The sequence below is a fragment of the Paraburkholderia elongata genome (genome assembly GCF_013177735.1).
Taxonomy (GTDB): Bacteria; Pseudomonadota; Gammaproteobacteria; order Burkholderiales; family Burkholderiaceae; genus Paraburkholderia; species Paraburkholderia elongata.
Genome location: NZ_WOEZ01000140.1, coordinates 38,554 through 51,256, shown reverse-complemented (window position 1 = coordinate 51,256; position 12,703 = coordinate 38,554). Strand labels below are relative to the sequence as shown.

Sequence of the window (12,703 nt, the reverse complement as noted above, 5' to 3'; positions counted from 1 at the left end):
ACACGACCCCAGCGTCACCGCCCGATCCCCGCGCCGACCTTCCTGTACCGCTTCGATGGTGAAGCCGGGCAGGACATGCTTTACTTAAATAGCGCGTTCTCCTCGTGCAGCGTAGCCGGCGTCATCGGAGAAAATCGTGTCAGCGTTGCTTGATTCCATGGTCCGTCAGCGCTTTTTCAGCGCCTCGGCGCGGTGCTGTGCGAACCGTCGACCGGCGAGTGCGAGCCGCATGGCCGCGGCGTTGCGCGGACTCTGCGCCGCAACGGCATGTGCGCTGTCGCTGTGCGCGTGTGTCGACGTCAGCATGCCCGACTACAAGCGGCCCGATACGCCCGCCAAGGCGTCCTGGTCGGATCAAAAGGGCTCGCCGGTATCAGCGGCCGCGACCATCGAGCAGGACTGGTGGAAAGGCTTCCACGATCCGTATCTGGACACACTGATCGCTAAAGCGATCTCAGGCAACTTCGATATCAAGGTGCTGGCCGCGCGTATCGACGTGGCCAGCACGCAGATCGGCGAGGCTAAAGCAGGCGCGTTGCCGACCATGGATCTTGGCGGCGGCGCCGATTTCGAAAAGAGTACGAGGCAGACGTTTTCCAAACAGTACAACGTCGCGACGCAGGTGAGCTGGGACATCGATATCTGGGGCAAAGTGGAGAAGGGCGTGCAGGCGCAAAAGGCCGAATTCCACGCGAGCGAAGCGGATTGGCGCGCCGGTTATCTGGAACTGGTGGCGAATGTCTCGAGTACCTACTTCCAGATCCTGCAATTCGACGATCAGATCGAGCAGCAGCAACAAACGCTCGTCACGAACCGGCAAATTCTCACCATCTACGACGGCCAACGCCGCAACGGCCTCGTGCCGCAAACTCAGGTGTTGCGTCAGCAGGCCGAGATTAACCGTCTGACGAACCAGTTGCTCGAACTGCGCCGCTCGCGCGATCTCGCGAACAACGCGCTATGCACGCTACTCGGCGTGCCAGCAGGCGAGTTCCAGATGCCGAAAGGACATTTGCAGCAACGCGTGCAACTGCCCGTGGTGCCCGACGGCTTGCCCGCGCAACTCCTTGCGCGGCGCCCCGACGTGGTGGCCGCCGAGTTCAGGGTGCTGGAAGCCTACAACCTGGTTGGCCAGGCCAAGCTCGCGCAACTGCCCACCATCAACCTCACCGGCCACGGCGGCACCGCGAGTTTCGCACTGACCGATTTGCTGAAGTCGTTCACTTACGGATTCATGCCCAGTATCAACATTCCGCTTCTCGATCCCGGCGTGCGGGCCCACGTGAAGGTCACGCAAGCGCAATCGACGGTCGCCGAGCAACAGTATCGTGTAGCCGTAATGGGCGCGTTCGAGGAAGTGGAAAATGCGCTGGTCAACCTGAATTCGCACAAGGCGCAGCGGGTGGAATTGCAGCAGGAGGTGTCGCGTCTGCAGATCGTCGCCGATCAGATTCAGTCGCAATTGCGCCTCGGCGTGGTGTCGCAGCTGGAAGTTTTCGAAACCGAACGGACCTTGCTGGAAGCGCAGCAGGAATTGCTCGCCAACCATCAACTGATTCTGTCCGACACGGTGTTGCTCTATAAGGCACTGGGTGGGGGCTGGCCGAGTGTGGATGTGCAAGCGGAAGTAAAGGAACACTGAGCTAATCCGAGGCGTGGCGCGTGTGGCGTATTTCGGCTGCAGATGACGCATGAATGGCCCTTACAACCGAGGATCTGAAAATTGACACTTGCTATGCGTGACTTAGAATTTGTAAGGGGCCGGGTTCCGCGCGGCTCACTTGAACGTCCACTATTCGCCGTAGTTCTGCTTTCCGTTCTTGTTGCGCTCTCGCCGCGGCGGGTAAACGATTAGTGATCCAGATAAAATGAACGCCGGCGAAGCTCCGATTGCTGAGATGCACGCGACCCAGGACGGCACGTTCGACGTGGTGCTGTCGCCGGTTGCGTCCGCGCAGCGTCCCGCGCTCGACGCGATCCGGATCGTCGACAGCCTGTTCGCGGTCGGCCGCAGCGAGGTGCCGTTTACGGACTACCCCGCCGAGCGGATTACCCGCCTGTCACGCCGCCACGCGCGGATTTTCACGGAGCACGGCGCTGTTTATGTCGCCGACCTCGGCAGCAAGAACGGCACGACACTCAACGGCGTTGCGGTGCGGCAAGCCCCCGCGCGGGTGCGTGCCGGCGACGAATTGTGCTTCGGCGGCGAGCTCTGCTATCGGGTGAGTATCGAGCCGCGCGCGCGGATCGTCGCCGCCGCGAGTGCGGCACCCGCACCCGGCCTGCTGCTGGTGCCGCAGCGCGACGATCTCGGGCTTCAGCCTATCGACGTGCAGGCGTTCCCGTTTCTTATCAGCAAGGCGGACGAAGTCTTCGCGCGTTACAAGGACCGCTATCCGCATCAGGTCAACTACATCTCGCGGCGTCATGCGCACATCTTTCTGAAGGGCGGTGAACTCTACCTCGAAGATCTTGGCAGCACCAACGGCACATTCGTCGGTGGAAAGCGGCTCGACGAAACCGCGCTGCCGCTTGTGGAGGGGGACGTCCTTGCATTTGGCGGCGACCACTTCGTCTACAGGGTGACGTTGCAAAACCCCCCTGAAGCCGAGCCGACCGTGACCCAGCTATTCCTCAATCCCACTGCCGACGAAGCCGCCGATACCGACAAGACCACGTTCGTTGGCGCCGCGCATTCGTTCCTCGATATCTTTTGCGTCGACCCGGGGCTACAACGCGAAGACGAAGTCAACGAGGCGGCGCAGGCCGCGTCCGCGCACGCGAAGCGCGACACGCCGGCAGGCGGTGCCAACGGTGCGAACGTCACGAACGGAACCAGCAGAACAAACGGTACACATGGCGCAAACGGGACGCATGGCAAGCAACGCTCGAACGGCTCACATGGAGCGAACGCAGCAAAGGGCCGGCCGCAGCGTTGGCGTCTGCTCGCGGGCGAACTCAGCAAAGCCTTTGCGGGTGGCGATCACATGATGGGGCGTCGCGCCGCGTGGTGGAGCGGCGCGGCCTTCGCCGTTCTGGTGGCCATTGCGCTGACGCTTTACATGCGCGGCTCATCGGAGCGCGACTTGAGAAATATGCTGGCGAGCGGCGATTACACCAGCGCGGTGACGGCGGCAAACGGCTATCTGGCGAACCATCCTGCCGACACAAAAGTCAGCGCATTGGCGAGCGAAGCGCTGCTGAAGGCGAAACTCCCCAGTTGGCTGAACACACTGCAGAAGGCGCAATTCGACCAGGCCGACGCGCTGCTCAAGGAGATGAGGTCATTGAGTGCGAACAATGCGGACGCCGCCTCTCTGGTCGGCGAATTGCAATGGGTGGGCGACCTGGAGCGCTTCGTGGCGGGGCGCGGCGGGGTAGACGCGCCGATCCGCATGTACACCGATGAGGCCACCATCAACGGCCTGCTGCAACGATGGGACGACGACGCCAGAAGCCATCAGCGCGCACTCGACCGCATCGCCTCGTATGTGCCAGTTTTTGCGGAGCCGTACGCGCAGGCGCTGAGCCATCTGCGCAAACTGGAAAGCGACGACTCGGTGTATCTCGCCGCCATCGACCGCCTGAACGGCACTATTCGCACCGAACTGGCGCGTGACAAGCCTGACGCGCTACCCACCGTCCTCGACGATTACGCGCAGCGCTATCCGCGTCTCGCCGGCCTCGATCGTGTACGGGAAGATTTGCGCCACTACGCCGACGTGCTGAACGCCGCGCTCAGTCGGCAACTGACGCCGTTGCTCGCCTTGCTGAAAACGGTGCATTTCAGCACCCCGCCATTTCAGGCGCAGTTTCAGCAACTGGCCGCGAGCCGCCTGCCGTCGGCGGACGTCATCCAGCGTCATGACGCGGCGAGCGCGGCGTGGCAGCGCGGCGATACCCAACAGGCGCTGGCCGGTTTGCAGGCCATGCCTGCCGGGCCGTGGTCCGACGTGATCGCAGCGGAACTGGCGCACAAGAAAGCGCTGCTCGACCAGTTCGCCGACTTGCAGAAGACACGCGGCGGCAAGGATTACGACCAACGCTTGCTGTCCTTCTACGCCAGTCTCGATCCGACGGCGGACGCATGGTTCGTGCAATCGATCCAGAAAGACGTCGCCGCTTTGCACGACAAAGCGCTGGCGCGCGCGCAAGACCTGCTGCTGCGCGCGCAGAGCCTCTGGAAGCAGTATCGGGCGAGCGGGTCGATTGGCGGCACACAACGGCTGGAAGCGGGGATTTCGCCCGGCTTTCGCAGCGAGGCGCGTCTGCTTTCCGATGCGCAGTCTGCCGCGCAACAGGGCATGCGCATCTATACGCAGCTGAAGGCGGACCATCCTGCCGACTTCGACCGCCTGCTTGCGGATATCCAGGCCGAAGCGGATTTGCAGCGCCGCTCGTTGACCGAGCTGCGCATGGTGCTGGATCCTGGGCTGTTGAAGGCGAAGCTGGCGTTGATAGGAGACGAGCAGAGTGAAACGCGACAGTCACCCTAGACCGTTGTCGGAGGCGCTTGAGGATCACAGCGTCGAAGGCATCGCGATTCTGACCGCGGAACCGGTGCGGCTCGCTCGCGCGCTGATCTGGGCGATGGTCGCGCTGGTGGTGGTCGGCTTGCTGTGGTCGTTCGTGGGGCGCGCGGACGTGATCGTCAGCGCGCAAGGCACGCTCTCGCCGGAATCGGAGGTGCGCCGCATCTATGCGCCGATCGACGGCGAGCTCGCCGATCTGTACATCGCCGAGGGGCAGCCGGTATCGAAGGGCGACGTGCTGGCGCGGCTGAATGCGCGCGGTGCGATCGAGGCAGCGAGCAACGCGCTGCAGGCGCAGCTCAAACTCGAAGACGCCGAGCGCGACTGGAAGCAGTTCCCGGAGAAGAAGGCGCTGATGGAGCGCAAGGCGGCCGCGCTGAAGGCGCAGATGGAAGTGGAAGCCCACCTGCACGAAAATCGCGTATCCGAAGGCACGACCAAGCTCGCCGAAGGCCAAAAGGCCGAACTCGACGAAGCGCGCAGCGTGCTCGACAACGCGCGCCGCACGCGCGAGGCGGCGCATCAGGAGTTGGACCGCTACTCGCAGCTTTTCGCACAGCCCGGTGGCGGCGGTATCGCCGAGTTGCAGGTGGAGCAGAAACGGACCGCCGCGCTGGAAGCGGATAACGCCTACCGTGTCGCGCAATCGAAACTCGCGGAGCTGGATTTCCGCCTGAGTCACGAATACGCGCAGGCTAATGCGCAACTCGAAACCAGCGGGCAGCAGACCACCGACCTGCAACTCCAGTACGACTCGGCAGTCCGCGACATCACCGACGCGGAAGACAAGGTGCGCCTGCAATTGCAGAGCGCGCGCCTTGTGGCCGAAGCCGCTGCGCGGATCCGCTTCGAGAACATCGACAAAGACAATTTTCTGCTGATCCTCGCGCCGGTCTCTGGCGTCATCACCGACGTGACCTCCACACAGCGGGGCGACAAGATCCAGGCGAACGCGCCGCTTGGCGGCATCGCGCCGAAAGACGCGAAGCCGGTGTTGAAGATTGAAATCGCCGAACACGATCGTGCTTTTCTGCACGAGGGGCAGCCGGTGAAGCTGAAATTCAACGCGTTCCCATACCAGCGCTATGGGCTGATCAACGGCACGCTCGCCTATATTTCGCCGGCCACCAAGCCGTCCTTACAGGACAAGCAGCCGGTGTACGAAGGCCGCGTGACGCTCGACAAGAACTACTACCAGATCGCCGACACCCGTTATCCGCTGCGCTACGGCATGACGGCGAGCGCGGAAATCGTGGTGCGCGAACGGCGTCTGATCGATCTGGGTCTCGATCCGTTCAGGCAGGTGGCGGGTTGAGCGCGCCGATTACACATCAAAGAAAGGAGCGAATGACATGACCGCGATAGTGCGAATCGATGACGAAGTCGTGGACGTTTCCGAGTTCATTCGTCTTCTGAAATTGACCGGGCAGTTCGACAGCCTGATCGAGCAGATCGTGCGCGACAAGCTTACGGTGCATGCGGCGAAAAAGCAGGGCATTGCCGTCACCGCGGACGAAATCCAGCAGCGCGCCGACCAGTTCCGCCGTGTGCGCGGTTTGCACCGCGCGACGGATATGAATCAGTACCTCGATGCGCTCGGCGTGAGCCTCGACGAGTTCGAGGCGTTCATTACGGACGGGTTGTATCAGGAGAAGATGCTCGAAGTGGTCGGCAATGAGGCGGCGATCAAGGATTACTTCTCGCTGAATTCGCCGAAATTCGATGCGATCGAGGTGAGCCATATCGTGCTCGACAGCGAGGGCAAGGCGAAGGAAATGATCTCGTACCTGCACGACGATCCCGACGTTTTCGCCGACATGGCGCGCGAGCATTCGATTGCGGATACGCGCGAAGCCGGCGGCGTGATCGGCAAGGTGCTGCGCGGATCGTTGAAGCCGGACATCGAAGCGAAGATTTTCAATGCGGCGGTGGGCGATCTGCTTGGGCCGTTTCCGTCGGCGGATCGTTCGTGTTTCGAGATTTTCGCCGTGACGGCGAAATATCCGGCGACGCTCGATGCCGATGTGGCCGCCGAAGTCAGGCGTTTGCTGCGTGAGAGCTGGCTGATTGCGCGCGCGCAGGAGCATGTGATCGAAGCGCGCTAGCCGCGTGTATCGAATCGCAACGCAACGCAACATCGAAACGCAGACTAAAGCAACGCAACGCAAAACCGAATCGAGGTCCGCAAGCACATGGATGCACCCCAGACCGCGCCCTCCGCTGCCGAGTTTCTCACCTCGGTGGAGATCCTCTCGCCGTTTTCGCGCGAAGAGATCGAGCGTCTTGCCGAATACGCGCAGGCACGCTTCTATTCGTTCGGCGAAACGGTGTGCTCGACGGGCGAGACGGCCGACGGTCTCTACGTGGTTCGCTCGGGCTCGGTACGTATCTTCACCGAGGAACACGGCAAGGAAGCCAGCATGGGCGTGCGCAAAGCCGGCGAGATTTTCGCCGACATTGCGATGTTGCGCGCGTATGTGCATGAGGCGTCAGTGCGGGCGTCGGCGAAAACCGAGTTGCTGTTTATTCCCCGCGCTGCGATCGAACCGGTGCTCGCCGGCAATCAGGCCGCGTTGGCATTTATCGCGAGCTACGTGGCGATCAACTCGGCCGGCGGCTTCGTCGCGCAGTTATTCGATCTGCGCGGCAAGCTCAACAAAGCGGAACTCGAAGAATATGTGCGCAGCGTCGGTGTAAAAAAGGTGGCCGCCGGCAAGGAAATTCTCAAGCAGGACGGGCGCGACGACCGGCGGCTCTACGTGGTGCGGCAGGGCGAAGTGCGCATTGTCCGTCATGAGGAAGGCCACGACTACACGCTCGCGACGTTAGGCGAAGGTGAAATCTTCGGCGAAAAGGCGTGTTTGATGCGGCAGGAGCAAATGGCGTCGGTGGTGGCGACGACCGATACGCGGCTGCTGGTGATCCCGGAGCGCACCGTCCATTTCATTCTGGAGCGCAATCCGAAGCTGCGCGAAGTCCTGGCTGAACGGATTCGTTACGGCGACCGCGAATTGCAACGGCAAAAGCGCCTCGAACAGCGGCGCAAGTTGCCGTTGATGCTCGATTTACAGACCAATCCCGAGTTCGGCGAAAAGGTCATCAAGCGCTTTGCGCTGGTCGAACAGGCTGAAGAAATGGATTGCGGCGCCGCGTGCCTCGCCATGGTATGCCGCCACTACAACATCCCGATGACGCTCGGCAAGCTGCGCGAACTCGCCAACGTCACGACGCAAGGCGCGACGCTCGACAGTCTCGCGCGCGCGGGCGAATCGCTCGGCTTCACCGCGCGCGGCGTGCAATGCACATTCGATTCTTTGCGCGGCTTCGATCTGCCCTTCATTGTGCATTGGGAGGGATATCACTATGTGGTGGTGTACGGGCTTTCGAAGGAGTACGTGTGGGTCGCCGACCCGGCGCTCGGCTTCAGGAAGATGACGGTTGAGGATTTCGAGCGCGGATGGAGCGGCACGTGTTTGCTCTTTACCGGTGGACCGAATCTCTTGCAGATGTCGGCCGCGCGTTCGCCGTGGATACGCTTTGTTGGCTATCTCAGGCCGTACAAGAAGATTCTCGGCCACCTGTTCCTTGCCACGTTCGTCATTCAGGTGCTCGGCGTGATTCCACCGCTGATTATCCAGAACATTCTCGACGGCGTGATCGTGCATCAAAACGTCAGCCTGCTGCATCTGCTAATCGGCGGCTTGATCATCGCCAACGTGTTTTCGCAATTGATGTCGTCGATTCGCGCGTATTTGGCCAATTTCATGGTGCGCAACATGGACTTCGCGATGATGTCGCAGTTCTTCAAGCACACCATGTCGCTACCGTTTTCATTTTTCGCCAAACGGAAGACCGGCGACATCTTCGCGCGCTTCCAGGAGAACCAGACGATCCGCGCCTTTCTCACGGAATCCACGGTGACCACCGCGCTGAATCTGCTGATGGTGTTCATCTACTTCACGATCATGTTCGTCTACAACGTGAAGATGACGCTGGTGCTGATCGCGTTCGTGATACCGATCATGGCGCTGACCGCGCTCGCCACACCGAAGATCAAGAACTACGCGCGTGAGGTATTCACGGCGTCGACCGAATCGAAGTCATTTCTGATGGAAGCGCTCGCCGGTGTCGAGACCATCAAGGGCATGGGCATTGAGCGGCCGGTACGGTTGCGCTGGGAGAAGAAATACGCGAAGGCACTCGAGGTGCAATATCGCGCGCATGCCTTCAGCATTCTCATTGGGCTTGGCAGCCAGTTGCTGAACGCGGCGACCACGATCGCGATCCTTTGGGTCGGCGCCAATCTGGTGCTGGCGCGCGAAATGACCATTGGACAGCTGATCGCGTTCAATGCGTTCATGGGAAGCGTGCTGGGTCCACTGATGGGACTGGTCGGCTTATGGAGCATGCTGAACGACGCGGGCGTGGCAATGGAACGCCTCGGCGACGTGCTCGATATCGAGCCGGAACAGAAACCGCAGGATTTGCCGTCGCGCGTGATGCTGCCTGAACTGCAAGGCGAAATCAGCCTCAACGGGGTCTATTTCCGCTACGGCGAAAACGACTCGGCCTATGTGCTGGAAAATATCAGCTTCGACATCAAACCCGGTGAACTGGTGGCGATTGTGGGCCGCAGCGGTTCCGGCAAGACGACGCTCGCCAAATTGCTGGTCGGCTTCTACGCGCCGACCGAGGGCAAGATGACTATCGACGGTTACGACCTCGGCGTGGTCGATAAAGCCTATTACCGCGCGCAGATCGGCTATGTGATGCAGAGCAATCTTCTCTTTTCCGGCACGATTGCCGAGAACATTGCAAGCGGTGACGACGCGCCGGAACGGCGCCGCATCGAGGAAGTAGCAAAAATGGCCGACGCGCACGCGTTCATCAGCAAGATGCCGCTCGGCTACGAACAAATTGTTGGCGAACGCGGCATTGGCCTATCCGGCGGGCAGATCCAGCGGCTGTGCATTGCGCGGGCGCTGTATCACGACCCGCGTCTGTTGGTTTTCGATGAGGCCACCTCAGCGCTGGACTCGCAATCGGAAAGCAATATCCTCGGCAATATGCACGATATTCTGAAGGGCCGAACGGCGGTGATCATTGCGCATCGGCTCAGCACCATCATGCGTGCGGACAAGATCCTGGTGCTGTATGAAGGGGCGATCGTCGAACAGGGCCGTCACGATGAACTGATCCAGCGCGGCGGCATGTACTACCAGTTGGTCCAGAAACAGTTGAGTGCGTGATGAAGATACTCGATCAGGTAGAAGAGCTCAGCCCGGCGATTTCGTACGCGGGCCTGATCGAGCGCATCGAGATTTTGCGCTCGACGCTGCGCTGGTCATCACGGCTCGAGCGCGCTGACATCGACAAGCTGCTCCGGCAAGCCACCGCGCTTCGCGACGAGGTCATGCAGCTCTCGCACAAGGAGCGCTTCGTACAGGCCGCAACGGCCGCGGAGCCTGCTGCGTCTGCCGATCAATCGCGTGGCGCGCGTAGAAAGGCATTGATCGAGCGCAGTTTCATTTTCGAAGGGACGTTCGGCGACAATCCGCGTTTGCTCGAATCGCTCGAAATCGCCGAGAAGGCGGCGCCGACCGACTTGCCGGTGTTGATCGACGGCGAAAGCGGCACCGGCAAGGAGCTGATGGCGAAAGTGATTCACGCGAACGGTTCGCGCTCGGACAAGCCGTTCATCTCCGTGAATTGCGGCGCGATTCCGGACAATCTGCTGGAATCGGAATTGTTCGGTCATCGCAAGGGCGCGTTCACGGGGGCCTCGAATGACCGCAAGGGCAAATTCGAAAGCGCGCATACCGGTACGATCTTTCTCGACGAAATCGGCGAGTTGCCGCTGGCCGGTCAGGTGAAGCTGCTGCGCGTGCTGGAAGCGCACGAGATTCAGCGCGTGGGCTCCGATGAAACGATTGCTGTCGATACGCGTATTGTCGCGGCGACCAATCGCAATCTGCGGCAACTCAGCGAAGAGGGCAAGTTCCGCGAGGATTTGTTCTACCGTCTCAGCGTGATTCACGTCACATTGCCGCCGCTGCGCGAGAGGCGCGATGAGATCCCGTTGTTGATTGCGTGGTTCGGCGACGAGGCCGCCGGTACGCTAAAACGCAGGCCTGTTAGATTGACGCCGCGTCTGCGGGACTTTCTGCTGAACTACGCATACCCGGGAAATATTCGCGAACTGCGCAACGTGATGTATCGGGTGTCGTGTCTGGCTGGGGAGGTGGCGGATATCGATCATCTGCCGGTGGACATGCGGCCGGCCGCACCTGGGTCAGCCACGGCTTTGTCCCATGCAGCCACTGCGACGGGACATGAGCCAATCAGCGTGGCGAATCTGATGTCGCTAAGCGACGCGAAGCGCGCCGCGAGCGACGACGCGGAAAAAGCCTTCCTGGAGCGCGGCCTGCGCGAAGTGAGCGGCACTGTTGCGGAACTGGCCCGGCGCATTGACATGAACCGGTCGCATCTGCAAATGCTTCTGAAGAAGCATGGCCTGCATTCAAAGGATTTTCGCAACCGCAATGCGCCGCCTACGAGTAAAAACGGTGCTGACGAGCAGGATGAGGAAGACAGCGATAATTGAGGCTGGGTGCTTAAAACGGAGGTTAGCCGGCTCCGTTTAACAATTGCCGGATGGTGTCGGATAACATTCAATATTAGCGGGCGTCTGCTGACCAGCGGGCGGGTCGCTGTCATACTGGGTGCGAGCGGCGTTCTCAAGCTATCGTGCGCACCAATCTTATGTGGGAAAACCAAAGTGATGAAGAAGACTAGAATTTCGATCATTCTGTTCGTGTTGGCGTTGCTCAGCCCGCTGGCGCATGCGAGCCTGGCTACAGGTGCCCACGAGTTCAAGAACGATGCCAAGACGGCAGGAAAGAAGAGCGGGCATGCTGTGCGCGATGCCGCGCACGCGGTCGGCCACGGTACGAAGCAGGCCGGCCATGCAGTTGCCGATGCAACAAAGCACGGCTATCACGCGACGAAAAAGTTCGTGACAGGGCACGGATAAGGGGCGCTTTGCCTCACCACGGGAGACGAGGCGGCGCCCATTACCGTTGCAGCGGCACTTCGTCGCCGGGCTGACGTTCGGGGCAACGAAGGGCTAGGGCGATGACCTATTAGTGCAACCACGTGTCGATCTGGACCACGACATAGTCCGCTATGAGTTTTTGCAGGTGAGTCGTCGGATGATAAGCGTCGGCGAACATGTAGATGTTGTCAGCATGGGGGGAGACATACGTTGAACGCGAGCAGAAGAGCGCGCTGGTGTCATCGGCTTGAAATGCCGGGGGCAGGTTTGCCGGCGCGCATGCTACGTTGGTGCCGATGCTGCCGTTGAAGAGAAAACCAAGTTGGCGATAGTTCTCTGATTCATCATCAATGAACGTGAACGCGTCGATCCGCAGCACGGCCGGCGATGAAGGGAGCGCGTCATCCAGCGCGGTGTTGAATACCTGCGCCAGACGCCGAAGCACTTTTGCGGAGCCCGGCAGTTGCTGCTCGAGAAGGTTCGCGATCGGCGCCTTGCTGATGTCCGGTACGTTTTGCACAACGATATGTGTGGCGCCGTGTTGTTGCACACTGTGCACCAGTCCCGCAAATTGTTGCGCTGCCTGTCTCAGCGAAGGTAGCACTGCCTGCAAAGAGGCGCCCGGATTGCCGCCGTTCGCAACCATTCCCGCCCATGCGCCATAGGCGTCCTGAACGTCATTGGCCCCGCCTTGCATCAGTACGAGTTGCTGGCCGGTGAAGCGTGTATGCGACTGAAGATAGGCGGCCACCTGTGAGGTTAGTGGAGTCTGTAACTCGCCGGTGTCGCCCGTTGCATCGCCGGGGTTCGGCGGCCCGGCGACTCGGGCACCCCCTTGGGCGTAGCCAAATCCTTCCGGATGAACGACGCTCGGTTGCCCGAAGCCGCCCGTCAACGCGGGAGTGAGGCCCGACCCATAATGTTCCGCGATAACCTGCACCGAAATAGCGCCCGGATTAGTGGTGTAGGTGCCGCCGCCGAATTGTCGGGCGTACGCGTAGGTACCGACGTCCGAAAGACTGTCCCCGAACGAGACGACCTGCATGAGGCTTCGTTGCGAATCGGCAGAGTCGGCCGATGCGTTCGATGAATGGGACAAACTGATGACACCGCATGT

General features: G+C 61.0%; 8 protein-coding genes. 7 read left to right on the top strand and 1 reads right to left on the bottom strand.

Going from position 1 to position 12,703, the window contains the following annotated elements; genetic code table 11:
• Positions 1 to 229: 229 nt before the first annotated feature.
• The 7 genes from GNZ13_RS25715 (at position 230) to GNZ13_RS25685 (ending at position 11,565) form a co-directional block, all read left to right on the top strand.
• A complete protein-coding gene (locus GNZ13_RS25715; protein ID WP_172169791.1) occupies positions 230 to 1,642 on the top strand; it encodes an efflux transporter outer membrane subunit in 1,413 nt (470 codons plus the stop codon).
• 226 nt (positions 1,643 to 1,868) lie between these two features.
• Complete coding sequence (locus GNZ13_RS25710; RefSeq protein ID WP_172169646.1) at positions 1,869 to 4,496, top strand: FHA domain-containing protein; 2,628 nt, start codon at positions 1,869 to 1,871, stop codon at positions 4,494 to 4,496.
• Positions 4,474 to 5,847, top strand: a complete 1,374-nt coding sequence (locus tag GNZ13_RS25705) for an HlyD family efflux transporter periplasmic adaptor subunit (RefSeq protein ID WP_172169643.1) — start codon at positions 4,474 to 4,476, stop codon at positions 5,845 to 5,847. The genes GNZ13_RS25710 and GNZ13_RS25705 overlap by 23 nt, the downstream gene beginning before the upstream one ends.
• 37 nt (positions 5,848 to 5,884) lie before the next feature.
• Positions 5,885 to 6,637 carry a peptidylprolyl isomerase gene (locus GNZ13_RS25700; protein WP_172169640.1) on the top strand — a complete coding sequence of 251 codons (753 nt, stop codon included), beginning with the start codon at positions 5,885 to 5,887 and terminating at the stop codon, positions 6,635 to 6,637.
• A gap of 87 nt (positions 6,638 to 6,724) precedes the next feature.
• Positions 6,725 to 9,781, top strand: a complete 3,057-nt coding sequence (locus GNZ13_RS25695) for a peptidase domain-containing ABC transporter (protein WP_172169637.1) — start codon at positions 6,725 to 6,727, stop codon at positions 9,779 to 9,781.
• Entirely contained in the window at positions 9,778 to 11,136 is a 1,359-nt protein-coding gene (locus GNZ13_RS25690) for a sigma-54 interaction domain-containing protein (protein ID WP_172169634.1), read from the top strand. Before GNZ13_RS25695 ends, GNZ13_RS25690 begins: the two co-directional genes overlap by 4 nt.
• A gap of 177 nt (positions 11,137 to 11,313) precedes the next feature.
• Complete coding sequence (locus GNZ13_RS25685; protein ID WP_172169631.1) at positions 11,314 to 11,565, top strand: hypothetical protein; 252 nt, start codon at positions 11,314 to 11,316, stop codon at positions 11,563 to 11,565.
• Positions 11,566 to 11,674: 109 nt separating this feature from the next.
• On the opposite strand, the gene GNZ13_RS25680 is transcribed toward GNZ13_RS25685, so the two are convergent.
• A complete protein-coding gene (locus GNZ13_RS25680) occupies positions 11,675 to 12,631 on the bottom strand; it encodes an SGNH/GDSL hydrolase family protein (protein ID WP_236002186.1) in 957 nt (318 codons plus the stop codon).
• Between the last annotated feature and the right edge of the window lie 72 nt (positions 12,632 to 12,703).